Raw genomic sequence first — 15,800 nt, 5'->3', positions numbered from 1 at the left:
AACCGCTGCAGAAAGGGGACTGTCCCCAAACCGCTGCAGAAAGGGGACTGTCCCCTTTCTGCAGGTGCTGCCTCCCTCTCCGAGTTTGGAAGGCTTCCGAACTTGCGAGAGCTTCTTGGCAAGAAGAACGCAAGCCATCTACCTGCGGATATAGGATTCTTAACCGTAGTTTGGAAGCCTTCCGAAGTTTGGAAGCCTTCCGAACTCGGAGGGAAGGGCCGGGGAGGCGGGGGCGCGGCGGGGCGGCCCAGAGGCGGGGGCGCGGCGGGGGTGCCTAGAGGCAGGCGTCGGAGATGCGGCGCTTGAGCTCGTCGATGCCCTGGCCGGACTCGGCGGACGTGATGACCATCTGGTCGCGCGGCACGCCCAGCTGCTTGGAAAGAAGCGCCGCCTGCGAGTTCTGCTTGCCGCGGCCGATCTTGTCAGCCTTGGTCAGCGCCACGATGTAGGGGAGCTCGAGCTCCTGCAAAAAGCCGATCATCTGCTGGTCGAGCTTCTGGGCCTCGTGGCGGATGTCGACGAGCGAGATGACCAGGTTAAAGCTGCGCTCGTCCTCGAAGTAGCCGGAGATGAGGTTCGCCCAGCGGTCCTTCTCGGCCTTGGATACCTTGGCGAAGCCGTATCCGGGCAGGTCGACGAAGGTGACACCGTCGACGTCGAAGAAGTTGACGTTGGCCGTCTTGCCAGGCTTCGACGACACCTTGACGAGGTTCTTGCGGCCAAAGAGCTTGTTGAGCAGCGACGACTTGCCCACGTTGGAGCGGCCGACCACGCTGACCTCGGGCTGGCTGGGCTCGGGCAGCTGCGCGATGGTGCCGTAGGAGGCCTCGAAGCGCGCGAGCTGGTAGTTGATGGCGGCCATGCGGGTCCTTTCTTTGCAGGTGACCCGGTCATTTTAGCAGGTCGGGCGCCGTCGCCCGCGATTACTTGCCCTGCGGCACGCGGATCGCGACGTTCAGGTGGAACACGTCGCCCTGTGTGAGCACGTGGACGGTCCCGCCGTACTGCTGCGCCACCATACACATCGACTTTATTCCAAAACCATGGTTTAACTGGTCTTTCTTGCTGGTCTTAGGCAAACCGTCCGGCCCAAACGCAACCTCGCCCGCAAAGTAATTCTCCACGTGCAGAACCGCCATATCGCCCGTCCGCCGCACGACGAGGCTGATGCTGCGGCGCCCCTCGTCCTTCACCTGCCGAACGGCCTCGATGGCGTTGTCCAGCGCGTTCAGCAGCAGCGAATAGAGGTCGCTCGGCCGCATGAACTCGAGCGCTGCCCCGTCCGCGATGCATCCCAGGCCGATCCCCTCGCGGCTGCACGCCAAGCTCTTCTCGCTGATAAGCACGTCGAGCGCCTCGTTGCCGGTGCGCACGCCCGTGTCGTAGACCTTGACCGCCGCGGCCATCTCCTCAACCACGCCGGGCGGCAGCTTCGACGCCTCGCCCAGGTCGCGGATCATGTGCTTGATGTCGTGGCACTTAACGTTGATGGCTTCGATGGTGTCGCGACTCACCTGGTACTGCGTCCGCTCGTCCTCCATGATCTGCTCGAGCGTGGCCGCCTCCTGCTGCACGCGCTTTTTGTAGAGGGCCTCGTACTCGAAGGCCAGGACGCCGACGCACAGCAATGTGTGCGTAAGGCGGCACACCACGATGACCTCGGAGGAGGGGCTGTATGCATCCAACGATTTGATGGTGGCGTCGAACCCGATGACGGCCAAGATCACCACGGCCATCATGGGCAGCATGACCTTATCCTCGACCATGCCGAGGCCGTTGCGCCGGATTTTTCTAATGAGCACCAGGTAAACGATGATGTAGACCACAAGGTAGGGCGCCGCCAGGTGCAGGATGGTGCCTATCGGCTCCGGCAGGTCGATGGGGAAGATCTCCGCGACGAGCGGCCATGATCCGCTGGCCAGGTTCTGCATCGTGTAGCCCGCCGTCGTGCAAAAGAGCGCCGTCCAGATGCTGCAGCGGAAGAAGAATAAGGTCATTCCCAAGGTCGCCACGAGCGAGCAGGCAAAGATGGCGGTGGTCCCCATCAGGTTCCCGTTGCCCGACATCGTCAGGGGAACAAGCGCCGACATCGCAAGAACCCAAGCGATAAACGCGCAGGCCCCGGTAGCGACGCGCTGGGCAGGTCGTTGGCGAAGCGGCAGCGAGGATGCGAAGAGCGCCGTGGCGACCAGGATCTGCGCGCAGGTGACCGAGGCGTACAGCAGCTCCGTGGTGTTCATCAGATGCTCCCGCCCAGGTAATCGGCAAAGGTCTCGAGCGCGGCTTTCTTTTTGGCGCGGCTCGCGTAGAGGGTGTCGCCGTTGTCCATGAGCAGCGTTCCGGACTGCATGGCGCGGATGTGGTCCATGTTGACGATGCAGCCGCTGGATATGCGCAGGAAAGCCCCGCCGAGCTCCTCCTCGAGCGCGGAAAGCGAGCCGCGCACGCGCAGGGGCTCATCGCCCTTGTCGCCCACCAACCGGTAGATAAGGTCGTGGGCCTGCGTCTCCACGTAGACGATCTCGGCGCAGGGCACCACGCGCACGCCGCCGCGGGTGGTCACGGTCACGTGCTCGCGCCGGTTGCGGGCAATGGCGCGCATGGCCTTGTCCATGCGCATGCTGAAGTGGTAATAGCTCACGGGCTTCACGATGAAGTCCAGCGCGTCCACCTGATACCCGTGCACCGCATACTGCGCGAGGTTGGTCACAAAGATGAGCGGGACCGTGGGGTCGTAGGTGCGCAGGAGCTCGGCGGCCTCCATGCCGTTGATTCCCGGCAGGTCGATGTCCATGAACACAAGGTCATAGCTCCGATGCGACTTGATCAGCGGTATGGCCGTGGCGTGCCTCGTGACGCTGAACTCGATTTTCCGCTCGGCGCCGTAGCGCTTTATGAGCGCGGTCAGGTCGTCTGCTGCGCGGTCGTCATCCTCGATCATCATGACCTGGTACATGGTTCCCCCTTCTCCATATCCACATAGTACCTGCGAAAACGTCGTGGCTGCGCGTCGTTTAGGTGCTCGGAGCCGCCGACCCGCTCGCGTTTGCCGGGTGCCATCGCCGTCAATCCGAGTACCGATTCGGGCAACTCGCATCGGTTTTAAGGAAGCGGGCCTACCTTCAGGACAAGGTTTTCGGCGCCAGGCCCCGACCCGCGGGGCCGCGCCCGGGAGAAGGGAAGAACTATGCGGGGAATCAAGAAAGAGGTCTGGAAGGGCCTTGCCGCCATCGCGCTCGCGGTGCTCACGCTCACGCTGATGGCCTCGCCCGTCGCCGAGTCCTACGCCGGCAAGATCAACACCGCGCTGGGCATCAGTACCACACGCATCGTGAACCAGTAAGGGGGAAGACGCATGCTCAACAACGTTTCTAGGCGCGGCTTCCTCAAGGCGATGGGCTTCGGCGGCGCCTCCGCGGCCGCCTTGGCTACCGCGGCGCCCACCGCGGCTCTTGCCGACAACACTGCGTCCACCGATGCCTCGCTCTACCGCTTCGAGGGCGAGTACGGCTGCGACATCATGAGCCAGGACAAGCTCCAGGAGCTCGAGAACGACTGCGCCGAGCAGGGCGCCTATGAGGTGGCCAACGGCCTCGTCCTGCTGCGCAACGAGAACGGCGCGCTCCCGCTGGCCGCGGGCTCCAAGGTCACGCTGCTCGGCCAGAACTCCATCGAGTCCACCATCGAGGAGGAAGCTTCCGGCGGCTTCGGCGGCCCGGCGAAGAAGAGCGGCCCGTTCTACAGCTACCACTCCGGCGGCGACTCCACCAAGGGCGCCCTCATCTCGACGGTCACCTACCTTGAGGCCATGAAGGGCGTCTACGAGGTCAACCAGACCCTGGTGGATGCCTATCAGACCAGCGGCTATAAGCGCGTGAAGTCCACCGACGAGCCTGAGGTCGGCGAGGCGCCCTCGAGCTTCTACACCGACGAGATCAAGGCCAGCTGGGCCTCCGACTACAACGACGCCGCCATCGTCATGCTGACCCGCCAGGGCTCCGAGGACTGCGACCTGCTCCTCAAGGACCCCACCGGCGTCTCGTTCATGGCCCTGCACCAGGAGGAGAAGGACCTTCTTTCCATGGTCAAGGAGCAGAAGGAGGCCGGCGTCTTCAAGCGCGTCGTCGTCCTTATCAACTCCAGCTGGGCCATCGAGATCGGCGATTTGCCCGATTACGGCGTCGACGCCGTCCTGTGGGTCGGCGCGCCCGGCGCCACCGGCTTCAAGGGCGTGGCCCAGGTCCTGACCGGCGAGGTCAACCCCTCCGGCCACCTTGTGGACACCTTTGCCAAGAACTCGTTGTCCGCCCCCGCCATCACCTATGCCCAGGAGAACACCCCCACCTGGAAGAACCTCGACGCGGTACTGGAAGGTTGCAAGGACACCGACAAGTTCGTGAGCTACTACCTGGTCTACGCCGAGAACATCTACGTGGGCTACAAGTACTACGAGACCCGCTACGAGGACTCCGTCCTCGGCCAGGGCAACGCCGCGAGCGTCGCCGGTTCCTCCACGGGCAGCGCCTGGAGCTACACCGACGAGATCGCCTACCCCTTCGGCTACGGCCTCTCCTACACCGACTTCGAGCAGAAGCTCGACGGCGTGACATTCGACTCCGCCTCCGACGCGTATAAGGTCTCCGTCACCGTTACCAACAAGGGCACCGTGGCCGGCCGCTCCGTCGTCCAGGTCTATGCGCAGACCCCCTACGGCGACTACGAGAAGACCAACAAGGTGGAGAAGTCCGCCGTCCAGCTCGTGGGCTTCGGAAAGACCGCCGAGCTCCAGGCCGGCGCCTCCGAAACCGTTGAGGTCGAGGTCGAGAAGTACCTTCTTGCCAGCTACGACTACACCAAAGCCAAGAGCTACATCCTCTCTGCGGGCGACTACTACTTGGCCGTCGGCGACGACTCCCACGACGCCCTGAACAACATCCTGGCCGCCAAGGGCGCTTCGGGCATGGTCGACGTCCTGGGCAAGGCCGCCGAGGGCAACAAGGACAAGGTCTACACCTGGAACGAGGCCTCTCTCGACGCCACGACCTATGCAAAGTCCCGCTACTCCGACACTACCGTGACCAACCAGTTCGACGACTGCGACATCAACACGCTGGGCTGCGAGACCGTGACCTACCTCTCGCGCAGCGATTGGGACGCCACCTTCCCGGTGGAGCAGATCGCCATCACCGCCACCGCAGACATGATCTCCGATCTTGACGGCTACACCTATGAGGTGCCTGCCGACGCCCCGGCCGTGTCCGACTTTACGCAGGGTGTCGACGCCGGCCTCACCTTCGCCGACATGTATGGCGTGGATTACGACGATGACGGCACCTGGGACTCCTTCCTGAACCAGCTCACCGTCGAGGAGATGGCCTCCATCATGCCGGACAACAACGGCTCCATCGCCCTCGACAACATCGCCATGCCCGCTTCTTACCGCGGCGACGATATGGACCAGCTCGAGCAGGTTCACTTTAAGCTGACCGACCAGTCCGGCTTCCTGTGGCCCTCCATCATGCTGTCGGCCGCCACGTTCGACCGCGAGGAGATCGCCCGCCGCGCCGCCCTTACCGCCAATGAGGCCTTCTTCATGGGCTGCAACGAGATCTGGACCGGTGGCCCGAACATTCACCGCACCCCGTTCAATGGGCGCGCGACCGCTTATTACTCCGAGGACGGCCAGGTCGGCTACTTCGTGGCAAAGATTCAGTCCGAGGAGTGCCAGAAGCGCGGCATCATCTTCGGCCTCAAGCACTTCTGCCTCAACGACCAGGAAGCCCACCGCGAGTCGGCGGCTACCTTCTGCAACGAGCAGGCTATCCGCGAGCAGTACATGCGCGCTTTTGAGGGTGCCTACGCGAAGGGCGGTTGCCAGGGCATGATGACCGCCTTCAACCGCATGGGCACCACCTACTGCGGCCACTGCAAGGAGCTTCTCACCAATGTGCTGCGCGAGGAGTGGGGCGCCCACGTCACGGTCTGCTCCGACGCCGTTGTCGGCTCCGACTACAAGAAGCACTATTCCGAGGACATCGCGGCGGGCATGACCTACTGGTGCTGGGACACCGCCGGCTTCGGTGCCGCCTCAGAGGGCGCGAGCAACCTTTCCAAGGACGTTATCCCGCAGATGATCGAGGCGGGCGACGGCTACATGCTCAAGCTCCTGCGCCAGGCGACGAAGGACCACGTCTACTGCGAGGTCAACTCGATTATGGTCAACGGCCTTGCCGCCGGCGCCACGATCGAGCACATCACCCCGTGGTGGGAGAACGCGCTGACCGGTGCCAAGGTCGGCTCCGGTATTCTGGCCGCCGGCTTCCTGGGCCTCTACCTGGCCAAGGGATACGTGTGGGATAAGGACGGGGAGGGCGTCCAGGCGGATGCCCAGTCCCAGAAGGGAGGCGAGTAGCATGAAGAAAAGCGCTGCTAGCATCCTCAGCCTCGTGACCGTGGCTCTTCTTGCCGTAATCGCCGTGGTGTATGCCGTCAACGGCACCGCCGTCAACAACTTCAACGGCGCCGTGGTGGGCTACATCGCCGCCGCCGCCGTGTGCATGGCCGTCTACGCGTTTGTGGACGTCAAGTATGCTGACGTTGCCAACCTGGTCGCGGTGCCCTTCACCGTGGCCGCGATGGCGCAGGTGCTCATCAACGGCATCAACACCTTTGCCGACGTGTTCTCCGGCATCACCATGTTCAACTCCCAGGGTGGCGTCGAGTGGATCATCGCGATCGCGGTGCTTCTCGCCGTGGCCATGCTGGCCGAGATCGTCTCCTGCTTTATGAGCAGGGAGCCCAAGCGCGCCTAGCGTTTCAGTCCTTCCTCTTCCCCCTGGAACGCGCGCGCACGCCCCGCCGGTCTCCCCTTGGGCCGGCGGGGCTTCTTATTTGCGGCTCTATCAAGGAGCTGCAGGTAAAGTTGCTTAAAATATCGAAATGCAAGCACTTGGTTTTCTCGGCAATAAGGGCGCGCCTGCCGCAGACAAGTCGGCTGACGATCAAAAATAGGGCATCTGTGGGCGCGGGGCTTCCCAAGCGCCCTTATGGAGGAACGTATGAAATCCCAAGTGTTCAATCCCTACCTTCCCGAGTGGGAGTATGTGCCCGATGGGGAGCCCCACGTCTTCGGCGACCGCGTCTACGTGTACGGGTCCCACGACCGCTTCGGCGCCAAGATGTTCTGCGTCGACGACTACGTGTGCTGGTCCGCCCCGGTGGACGACCTCTCCGACTGGCGCTACGAGGGGGTCATCTACCGGCGCAACCAGGACCCGAAGAACCGCCTGGGCCTGAGGCTGCTCTTTGCCCCGGACGCCGTGCAGGGGACCGACGGGCGCTACTACCTCTTCTACGCCTTCGACTTCATGGGCATCATGGGCGTGGCGGTGTGCGACGAGCCTGCCGGCGCCTATGAGTTCCTTGGGCACGTGAGCTGGCCGGACGGGACGCCGTACGGCAAGCGCGCGGGCGACGGGCTTCCCTTCGACCCCGGCGTGCTCGTGGACGACGACGGCCGGGTGTGGCTCTACACGGGCTTCGCCACGCCGGTTCCCGCGCTCGCCACAGGGCTCCATCGCTGCGCCTCGGAGGGCGGCTACGTGCTCGAGCTCGAGCCGGACATGACGACCATCCGCGGCGAGCAGCGCCTTCTCTTTCCCAAGGTGGGGCCGGGGAGCTTTGAAGACCACGCGTTCTTTGAGGCGAGCTCCATCAGGAAGCACGGCGACACCTACGTGTTCGTCTACAGCTCCGAGCACAACCACGAGCTCTGCTACGCCACCTCTAAGCGCCCGGACGGAGGCTTCGCGTACGGCGGGACGCTCGTTTCGCTGGGCGACGTGGGGCTTGATGGTCGCGAGGGCGAGAAGGACGCCGTCAACTACCTGGGCAACACCCACGGCGGCCTTCTGAGGCTGGGGGAGGGGGCCGACGAGCGGTGGTACGTGTTCTATCACCGCCAGACGAACCGCTCGTCGTATGCGCGCCAGGCCTGCGCGGAGCGCCTCGAGGGCAACCCGGTGAGCGGTTTTTCGCAGGCGCGGGTCACGAGCTGCGGGCTCAACGGCGGGCCCCTCGTGGGGCAGGGGACGTACTCGGCGCGCATCGCGTGCGTTCTGCGCTCGGGTGAGGGTGTGGGCCGCGTCGACGGCTCCTTCCCGCGCGTGAGGCTCGCCCGCCACCCGTACTTCACGCAGGAGGGGCGCGGCAAGGACGCGCGCCAATACATCGCCAACCTGCGCGACGGAGCGGTGGTCGGCTTCAGGGACTTCGACCTCTCGGGCCTCTCGCACGTGAGCCTGACGGTGCGCGGCAAGGGCCAGGGCGGGTTCGCCGTTGCCACTGACGAGGACTTCTGGTCCGTCCTGGGAACGGTTGACGTTCTCGATGCCGGCGGCGAGTGGAAAAAGTTCGAGGGCGACGTCGGCTCGGCGGGGGAGTGCGAGGCGCTCTACCTCCGCGCCGTGGGGGACGTGCGGTTCGATCTGCTCGAGGTCGAGCTCTCGTAGCGGCGGGGGCGCGGCGCGCGGCGGCGCGCACGGGTGCTACGCCGATGGGGCGGCGCGTTTCCAGCCGCCAAAACCGAGCAAGCATCTCTCGCCTGTGCGCCTCTTGCCAAGAAAACCGCAGGTAAACTGCCCTAAAAATCAGAAGCAGAAATAGCGCCTGTCCGGCTTTGCGGCACAGGAAGAAGAACACTGAGGTGGAACACGTCGTCGACCGCGCGCGTTACCAGCGATCCGCCCGCTGTCTCCACGATCATGCGCATGCTGCGAACGCCGTAGCCGTGATTGAGTGAGTCGCCCTTGCGCGAGAGGGGCAGCCCCTCGGATCCGAACTGCACGTTGCCGTCGAAGTAGTTCTCGACGTGGATGCTCACCATGTCGCCGACCCGCTTCACCGTGAGACCGATGCTGCGGAGCTCGGGATTGTCCAGGCGCTCGACGGCCTCGATGGCGTTGTCCAGGGCATTTCCAAACAGCGAGTAGAGGTCGGCTGCCGGCATAAAGTCCAGCGCCGCCCCATCGACAATGCACCCCAGCGTGATGCTTTTGCCGTCGCAGTACAGGCTCTTCTCGGTAAGGATGGTGTCCAGGGCGTCGTTTCCGCTCTTTACCACGGAGTCGTAGACGTCGACCTCGTGGGAGAGGTCGTCGAGCACGCGGCTGTCCACGCCTTGCGCACCATTGGCCAAGGTGCGGATCTGGTGGCGCAGGTCGTGCGCCTTGCGGTTGATGGCCTCGATGTTCTCGCGGCTCATCTCGTACTGGCGCGCCTCGGTTGCGCGCAGGCGCTCGATGGCGGCCACGCTCAGCTGCAGCTTGCGGTTGTAGACGATTTCGAACACCGAATACATTACATAGACGCATAGCAGCAGGTAGATATAGGTGAGCGCGTGCGAGTCGTAGCTCGGAAGACCGCGCTCGGAAACGGTCGAGTCCTTGACGGCCAGGTCGAGCACCATGTTCACCGATACGGTAAGCGCCGCGGTAAGGACCATCACGGGGTCGTCGATTTGCAGCAGGCCGTCCTTCTCCACGCGCTTGACCAAGAGCAGGTAGGCCAAGCCGTATACCACGGCGGCCACGAGCCAGTACTTAAGCGACTCTTCCAAAAAAGGGGGCGGGAAGGAACTGGGCGGCCAGAGCTCGGTCACCGTGCGGTGCGCCGCGGTCGAGAGGTTCTCCAGCGAGTAGGCCATCGAGCAGCAGAAGACCGATGTCCAGATGGGGCATTCGTACACGAGCCGATGCGCCAGCGTGACCAAGGCCAGCTCACCGACGAAGGTGAGCACGGCCGTGACGAGCGAAAGATCGCTCGTTAAATCAGGGTAGACGGAAAAACCGAGGTAGATGCAGGCGGCGGCGAGTCCCGCAAAGGCAATAAGAACCGCGCCGGCGCGCTGCCCGTAGTTATCTCGGTGCGGCAACCTTCGCGAGAAGAGCCAGGCTGCGAGCACGAGCTTGGCCACGCTGTAGGCGGCGGTGACGTAGTTGTTAAAGGTCATCTGCGTCCCTCTCGCTAGATGCTGCCGCTGAGAAACGCCGTTATGGTGTCCACCGTCTCGCGCTTCTTTGAGCGGCTAATGGGCAGCGTGTCCCCATTGCTCGTGACGCAGTCACACCCGCGCACCTGCCTCACGTGGTTCATGTTGATCAGGCAGCTGTTCGAGATGCGAACGAAGGGCCCGCCCGCCACCTCCTGCTCGAAGGCGGAAAGGCTGCCGTAGATCTCCAAGGGCTGTTCCTTGCCGACCAAGTGGTAGTACAGGTCGTGTTGCCGCACTTCGACGTACTCGATTTCTTCCAGCGACAGCACGCGTATCCCGCTGCGGGTGTTGAGGACTATCGAGCGCCCGGCGTTGCGGCGGATATGACGCATCGCCTTGTCCATGCGCATGCGGAAGTTGCCGTAGGTCACGGGCTTCACAATGAAGTCGAGCGCATCGACCTCGTAGCCGCGCACGGCGTACTTTGCCAGGTTGGTCACAAAGATGATAGGCGTCTCGCCATCATAGGTGCGCATGAGCTGCGCAGCTTCCATGCCGTTTATTCCCGGCATCTGAATATCCATGAATACCAGGTCAAAGCTCTGTTTGCTGGTTTCGAATTGCAGGGCGCTGGAGAATTCGGTCGCCTGGATCTCGCAGCCGTTCTCCTTGCCATAGCGGGCAAGAAACTCCGACAGCGCCATCGCCGCGTCGTGCTCGTCCTCGACAATCGCGATCTTGAACATAATCGTCTCCTTTTCGTGCCCATATTAGCAACCTCTGTCGCGCAACGCATGCCGCCACCGCGCGGTCCTTTCGCGGCGCGGCCGTGCAATTTGTGCGGCAAAATCGACCAACCGCGAGGAGGCGCCGCCGCGCAGGTCGCGTCCCGGCTTAATAGAAGCCAAGGAAATGAGGGCAATAGACCCTCATCGAGGGAAGCGAAAGGAAATCAAATGAGCAATGTTTCGCGCAGGGGCTTCCTTGCCGGCTCAGCTCTGACCGCGGGCCTGGTGGGCCTTGCCGGTTGTAGCTCGAGCGGCACCGCGAGCTCCGATCCGCTGGCCGCGCCGTCGGCGGATAAGTACCCAATCGATCCCGACAAGGAGGGCACCGCCGCCAAGTGGACCTCCGAGGAGCTGCGCGCCGGTTGGACCAAGGTTACCAACGAGGACGGCGGCGCCACCCTGGGCGTCATGGACACCGCCAAGATCATCCAGGTCAACGGCTATGCCTTCCGCGACATGGACGGTGACGGCAAGCTCAGCCTCTTCGAGGACTGGCGCCAGTCTAACGAGGACCGTGCCAAGGCCCTGGCCGACACCCTTACCGCCGACGAAATCCTGCCGCTGATGTTCCACGACGGCTTCACCAGCACCGCGGTTCCTCTCGACGACGCCACCACCGAGAAGCTCGGCGAGGGCCTCCGCGCCGGCGTCTCCCGCGCATCGGCCAACGCCGACACCTACGCCAGCGCCGTCAGCTGGATCAACGCCATCCAGGAGTGGTGCGAGAAGAACGACGCGCACGGCGTCCCGTACATGAACTCCACCGACCCCTACCAGCTCTACGACATCCCCGACAACCACTGCCTGGTGTCCTCCTTTGAGCCCGAGCTCTGGAAGAAGTCCGGCCGCTACACCGGCCGCGGCTGGCGTGCCGGCGGTGCCCGCGTGAACCTTGGCCCGCAGGTCGACATCGGCACCAACATCGTCTGGACCCGTCTGGGCGGCTCCATTTGCGAGGACCCCGCGGCCAACCGCGACCTCACCAAGTACTTCGGTGGCGGCATGCAGTCCACCTGGGGCGACGACGACTGCACCGACGACAAGGGTTGGGGCACCGACTCGGTTGCCATCATGCTCAAGCACTACGTGGGCGCCGGCGCCGTCGAGGGCGGCCGCAACGACCACAACGACGCCGGCAAGTACGACGTCTTCCCGGGCGACAACTTCAACGCCCACCTGATCCCGTTCTTGGACGGCGGCCTACACCTTGAGTCCAAGACCGAGAAGATGTCCTCCGTCATGCCCAACTACGGTATCGCCTACACCGACGACGAGTCCCTTGGCCCCATCTGGGGTGGCGCCTACAACGCCCGCAACATCGGCATTCTGCGCAACGCCGGCTGGGACGGCATGGTGACCACCGACTGGCAGATCCTGCGCCCCACCGATTTCGGCGACCGTGCCCACGGCGTTAAGGACATGACCGAGGCCCAGCGCTTTGAGAAGCTGCTTGAGGCCACCGTCGACCAGATCGGCGGCGACTGGGCGGTCGAGATCGCCAAGGAGGGCTACGCTCTCTACGAGAAGGACTACGGCACTGACGAGGCCCTTGCCCGCGTCCGTGAGTCCGCGCGCCACATCTTCACCGTCATGAACCAGGTCCAGCTCTTTGACAACCCCTACACCGACCCCTCCGAGGCCAAGACGATCCTTTCTGACGAGAAGGCCATGGAGTTTGGCCAGGAGTGCTCCAACAAGTCCATCGTCATGCTGAAGAATGCCGGCAACGTCATCTCCAAGTCCGGCATCTCGGGCAAGCCCAAGTGCTACATCCCGCAGAAGTTCACCGGCGCAAGCATGTTTGGCGGCGGCACCGCGGGCTTCTCGCTGGCCGTCGACGAGGAGGTCGCAAACGAGCTCTTCGAGGTCGTGACCGATACCGTGGGCGAGCCCACCGGCACCGCCACCGCGGGCTTCGGCGAGACCGAGGCCTCCTCTGACCCCGTCTACCAGGAGAGCGACTGCACGCGCGCCACGGCCGATCAGCTGGCTGACTGCCAGTACGCCGTGCTCCTCATCTCCTCGCCCGACACGGGCGCCGGCGAGGGCGGCGGCACTGGAATCTTCGGCGCTGCCTCCGAGGACACCCCGGCCGACCAGAAGTACGTGCCCATCTCGCTGCAGTACCGCCCCTACACCGCCACCACGGCCCGCGACCCCTCGCTTGCCGGCGACATCGTGGACGGCGTGAAGGAGAACCGCAGCTACAACGGCAAGTCCGTCACCGCCTCCAACGAGAGCGACCTTGAACTGGTGCTCAATACGCGCGCCGCGCTGCCCGAGGGCGCCAAGCTGATCGTCATCGTCGAGGCCACCAACAACGCTCAGTGCTTCCACGAGTTCGAGTCCGTGGCCGACGTCATCCTGTGGTCCTGGGCCAGCTCCGGCCGCAGCTTTGGCAAGGCCTATGGCCGCATCCTGTCCGGCGAGGTCGAGCCCAGCGCCCTTCTCCCGTGCCAGATGCCCGCCGGCATGGAGGCCGTTGAGGCTTCCCTCGAGGACGTCCCGCGCGACGTGGAGTGCTACGTGGACTCCGAGGGCAACACCTACGAGTTCGGCTATGGCCTCAACTGGAGCGGCGTCATCGACGACGAGCGCACCAAGCAGTACAAGGCCGCCCCGCTGACCCAGCCCGAGACCGAGGTCAAGCCCGGCGATTGGAAGAAGGCCTAAGCCCTTCACGCGCCACCGAATAGCGCCAACCTTGGCACCACGCGCCGCCCCGCCTCTTCCCCGGGGTGGCGTTTTCTGTTTGCTGCCGAGCAGCAGCGGTTGTCAAAATCGGGCAAATGCGCGTCCTGTGCACTCGTTACTGCCGCCCGTCGCCGCCGAGAAGCGCGTTGAGGTAGAAGACCCCGTTGCGGGCCCCCATGTGCAGCGTGCCGCCGTTGCGGGCCACGATACACTGCATCGACCTCGTGCCGAAGCCGTGGTTCATGCGATCGCGCTTGGTGGTCAGCGGCAGCCCGTCCTTAAAGCGCGGCGCCTCGGCGCAGTAGTTCTCGACGCTCATGGCGCACATCTTGCCGCGGCGCTCCACGTTGAGCGTGATGGTCCGGTGCTCCGGGTCGCCGATCTTGCGCGTGGCCTCGATGGCGTTGTCCAGCGCGTTGCCAAAGAGCGAGTAGATGTCCGAGGGCGTCATGAAGTCGAGTGCGGACCCGTCGGCGATGCACGAGAGCACGATGCCCTCGTTGGAGCACGCGAGGCTCTTCTCGGTAAGGATGGTGTCCAGTGCGTCGTTGCCCGTCTGCACCACCGAGTCGTACACGTTGACCTCGTGCGCGATGTCCGCGAGCACGTCTTTGTCCACGACCTCGCCCTTATCGGCGAGGTGCCGGATTTGGTGGCGGATGTCGTGGCACTTGATGTTGATGGCCTCGATGTTCTCGCGCGAGAGCGTGTACTGGCGCTCGCGCTCGGCGAGCAGGCGCTCGGTCGCGTCCTTCTCGTCGCTCATGCGGCGCGCGTAGAGGATCTCGTACTCGGCAAACAGGACGAACACGCACAGCAGCGGGTGGACAAGGCGCAGCAGGACGAGGTGAGTGTACTTGACGCCGTCCCACACGAGCCCCTTGATGATGATGTCGAACCCGATGATCACGAAGACGACCACGGCGAACATGAGCAGCATCGACTTGTCCTCGACGTTTGCTAGCCGGTTGTGGTCGATGCGCCGCGCGAGCAAGAAATACCCAGCGACGCAGATCGCGAGCGGAACGCCGTATTGCGCGATGGTCTGGAACGGCTCGGGGAGGGTCCCGCTCGCGCGGTGCGACAAGACGATGGAGAGCAGCACCTCGAGGCCGCTGCCGAGGTTCTGCAGCGTGTAGCCGGCCGTTGCGCAAAAGAGCGCCTGCCACGGGCTCACGTCGTACACGTACAGCACGATGCCCACGTACACGGCAAGAAGCGCGCTGAAGACGACGAACGACTGCAGCTCGTCGAGCCCGGTCACGATGCCCGTCGCAACAGGCCCCACGGTGCCCGCGAGCAGCAGCGCGAAGGCGATGACCGCCCGACGCGGGGTATCGTTGCGGTGAGGAAAGCGGTGCGCGAGCATGGCGATGGGGATCGTCAGTGTGACCGCGATCTGGATGGCCCAGCCGGCATTCATAAGCTGCTTGAACGGGTTGAAGTCCACGAACATTATCGACGGCCGCCCAGGTAGTCGGTCACCTTGTCGATGACGTCGCGCCTGTGCGTGCGCGAGATGCGCAGGCACTCGCCGTCGCTCATCTGCAGCTCGGAGTTGCGCAGGAACGCGATCTGGTCCATATTGGCGAGGCAGCTCTTGGACACGCGGACCACGGGTGCGTCGGCGAGCTCTTCTTCGAGCTTTACCAGCGAGCCGCGGGTGTCGAGCGGCTCCTCTCCCACGATATGGTACGTGAGCGTGTGTTTCATGACCTCGATGAAGGTGATCTGGCGAAGCGGGACCACGCGGATGCCGCTGTCGGTGGGGATGGTCAGCGTGCGGCCGGCGTTTTGCGCGACGGCGCGCAGCGCACGGTCGAGCGCGAGCGAGAGGTTGCCGTACGTCGCCGGCTTGACGATAAAGCCGCAGGCGCCGACCTCGTAGCCCTTAACGGCGTACTTGGCGAGATTCGTTACAAAGATGATGGGAATCTGGTCGTCATAGGTGCGCAGCAGCCCCGCCGCCTCCATGCCGTCGATCCCTGGCATCTGGATGTCGAGCAGGCAAAGGTCGTAGCGGCTCTTGTCGGAGAGCATGTCCATGGCGCTTGCTCGCCACGTGGTCTTGAACTCGACCTCATGCGCCTGACCGTAGCGTCGTAGCAGGTCAGTGAGGCGCTGGGCCTCGTCTGCCTCGTCCTCGACGATGAGCGTGCGATACATCTAAATCCCCCTTTGCGCGCTTGCGGCGCCGCCATGCAACTTGTGCCGCCTGAGCTGCACAATAGGTTACCTCATGACACATTAGGTCTAGTATTTGCCGTCCACCGCTAAATTATGCCGCTTGCGGGCACCGTTCACTGGACGTTCAGTACTTTCGTGTC

Annotated in this window: 12 protein-coding genes; 5 read left to right on the top strand and 7 right to left on the bottom strand. The window is 64.0% G+C overall.

Annotation, left to right across the window (positions count from 1 at the left end; genetic code table 11):
• Window positions 1–274: 274 nt before the first annotated feature.
• The 3 genes from yihA to U5709_RS05845 all read right to left on the bottom strand — a co-directional run bounded on the left by yihA (window position 275) and on the right by U5709_RS05845 (window position 2,956).
• Window positions 275–862, bottom strand: a complete 588-nt coding sequence (gene yihA / locus U5709_RS05855; RefSeq protein ID WP_321971007.1) for a ribosome biogenesis GTP-binding protein YihA/YsxC — start codon at window positions 860–862, stop codon at window positions 275–277.
• Between the two features lie 61 nt (window positions 863–923).
• Window positions 924–2,240: an ATP-binding protein gene (locus U5709_RS05850; protein WP_321972991.1), complete on the bottom strand. Its 1,317-nt coding sequence runs from the start codon at window positions 2,238–2,240 to the stop codon at window positions 924–926.
• Window positions 2,240–2,956 carry a LytTR family DNA-binding domain-containing protein gene (locus U5709_RS05845; RefSeq protein WP_321971009.1) on the bottom strand — a complete coding sequence of 239 codons (717 nt, stop codon included), beginning with the start codon at window positions 2,954–2,956 and terminating at the stop codon, window positions 2,240–2,242. Before U5709_RS05845 ends, U5709_RS05850 begins: the two co-directional genes overlap by 1 nt.
• Before the next feature lie 231 nt (window positions 2,957–3,187).
• Here U5709_RS05845 and U5709_RS05840 point away from each other — a divergent pair, with 231 nt between their 5' ends.
• The 4 genes from U5709_RS05840 to U5709_RS05825 all read left to right on the top strand — a co-directional run bounded on the left by U5709_RS05840 (window position 3,188) and on the right by U5709_RS05825 (window position 8,510).
• Window positions 3,188–3,343 (top strand): hypothetical protein, encoded by a 156-nt coding sequence (locus U5709_RS05840; protein ID WP_321971010.1) that lies wholly within the window; start codon window positions 3,188–3,190, stop codon window positions 3,341–3,343.
• A gap of 12 nt (window positions 3,344–3,355) precedes the next feature.
• The gene (locus tag U5709_RS05835) at window positions 3,356–6,412 is read left to right on the top strand and encodes a glycoside hydrolase family 3 protein (protein WP_321972990.1); all 3,057 of its coding nucleotides are present in this window, start codon (window positions 3,356–3,358) and stop codon (window positions 6,410–6,412) included.
• 1 nt (window position 6,413) lies between these two features.
• Window positions 6,414–6,812, top strand: coding sequence for a hypothetical protein (locus U5709_RS05830; protein ID WP_321971012.1), 399 nt, complete (start codon window positions 6,414–6,416; stop codon window positions 6,810–6,812).
• Between the two features lie 246 nt (window positions 6,813–7,058).
• Window positions 7,059–8,510 (top strand): family 43 glycosylhydrolase, encoded by a 1,452-nt coding sequence (locus U5709_RS05825; protein ID WP_321971013.1) that lies wholly within the window; start codon window positions 7,059–7,061, stop codon window positions 8,508–8,510.
• 131 nt (window positions 8,511–8,641) lie between these two features.
• Here U5709_RS05825 and U5709_RS05820 read toward each other — a convergent pair whose 3' ends face one another.
• Together U5709_RS05820 and U5709_RS05815 are read right to left on the bottom strand one after the other, a co-directional pair.
• Complete coding sequence (locus tag U5709_RS05820) at window positions 8,642–10,009, bottom strand: ATP-binding protein (protein ID WP_321971014.1); 1,368 nt, start codon at window positions 10,007–10,009, stop codon at window positions 8,642–8,644.
• Between the two features lie 14 nt (window positions 10,010–10,023).
• Window positions 10,024–10,737, bottom strand: coding sequence for a LytTR family DNA-binding domain-containing protein (locus tag U5709_RS05815; RefSeq protein WP_321971015.1), 714 nt, complete (start codon window positions 10,735–10,737; stop codon window positions 10,024–10,026).
• 210 nt (window positions 10,738–10,947) lie between these two features.
• Here U5709_RS05815 and U5709_RS05810 point away from each other — a divergent pair, with 210 nt between their 5' ends.
• Window positions 10,948–13,452, top strand: a complete 2,505-nt coding sequence (locus U5709_RS05810; RefSeq protein ID WP_321972989.1) for a glycoside hydrolase family 3 N-terminal domain-containing protein — start codon at window positions 10,948–10,950, stop codon at window positions 13,450–13,452.
• 136 nt (window positions 13,453–13,588) lie between these two features.
• Here U5709_RS05810 and U5709_RS05805 read toward each other — a convergent pair whose 3' ends face one another.
• Both U5709_RS05805 and U5709_RS05800 read right to left on the bottom strand, forming a co-directional pair.
• A complete protein-coding gene (locus tag U5709_RS05805) occupies window positions 13,589–14,929 on the bottom strand; it encodes an ATP-binding protein (RefSeq protein ID WP_321971017.1) in 1,341 nt (446 codons plus the stop codon).
• Window positions 14,929–15,639: a LytTR family DNA-binding domain-containing protein gene (locus U5709_RS05800; protein WP_321971018.1), complete on the bottom strand. Its 711-nt coding sequence runs from the start codon at window positions 15,637–15,639 to the stop codon at window positions 14,929–14,931. Before U5709_RS05800 ends, U5709_RS05805 begins: the two co-directional genes overlap by 1 nt.
• Window positions 15,640–15,800: the final 161 nt, after the last annotated feature.

It is taken from the genome of Paratractidigestivibacter sp. (genome assembly GCF_963660155.1).
Classification (GTDB): Bacteria; Actinomycetota; Coriobacteriia; order Coriobacteriales; family Atopobiaceae; genus Paratractidigestivibacter.
This window is presented reverse-complemented; position numbering and strand designations above follow the sequence as displayed.

Excerpts from the sequence above, each read along its gene's own strand:
- U5709_RS05805 (WP_321971017.1), bottom strand. The coding sequence starts at position 14,929 with ATGTTCGTGGACTTCAACCCGTTCAAGCAGCTTATGAATGCCGGCTGG.
- U5709_RS05830 (WP_321971012.1), top strand. The coding sequence starts at position 6,414 with ATGAAGAAAAGCGCTGCTAGCATCCTCAGCCTCGTGACCGTGGCTCTT.
- U5709_RS05840 (WP_321971010.1), top strand. The coding sequence starts at position 3,188 with ATGCGGGGAATCAAGAAAGAGGTCTGGAAGGGCCTTGCCGCCATCGCG.
- U5709_RS05800 (WP_321971018.1), bottom strand. The coding sequence starts at position 15,639 with ATGTATCGCACGCTCATCGTCGAGGACGAGGCAGACGAGGCCCAGCGC.
- yihA (WP_321971007.1), bottom strand. The coding sequence starts at position 862 with ATGGCCGCCATCAACTACCAGCTCGCGCGCTTCGAGGCCTCCTACGGC.
- U5709_RS05845 (WP_321971009.1), bottom strand. The coding sequence starts at position 2,956 with ATGTACCAGGTCATGATGATCGAGGATGACGACCGCGCAGCAGACGAC.
- U5709_RS05815 (WP_321971015.1), bottom strand. The coding sequence starts at position 10,737 with ATGTTCAAGATCGCGATTGTCGAGGACGAGCACGACGCGGCGATGGCG.
- U5709_RS05825 (WP_321971013.1), top strand. The coding sequence starts at position 7,059 with ATGAAATCCCAAGTGTTCAATCCCTACCTTCCCGAGTGGGAGTATGTG.
- U5709_RS05850 (WP_321972991.1), bottom strand. The coding sequence starts at position 2,240 with ATGAACACCACGGAGCTGCTGTACGCCTCGGTCACCTGCGCGCAGATC.
- U5709_RS05820 (WP_321971014.1), bottom strand. The coding sequence starts at position 10,009 with ATGACCTTTAACAACTACGTCACCGCCGCCTACAGCGTGGCCAAGCTC.
- U5709_RS05810 (WP_321972989.1), top strand. The coding sequence starts at position 10,948 with ATGAGCAATGTTTCGCGCAGGGGCTTCCTTGCCGGCTCAGCTCTGACC.
- U5709_RS05835 (WP_321972990.1), top strand. The coding sequence starts at position 3,356 with ATGCTCAACAACGTTTCTAGGCGCGGCTTCCTCAAGGCGATGGGCTTC.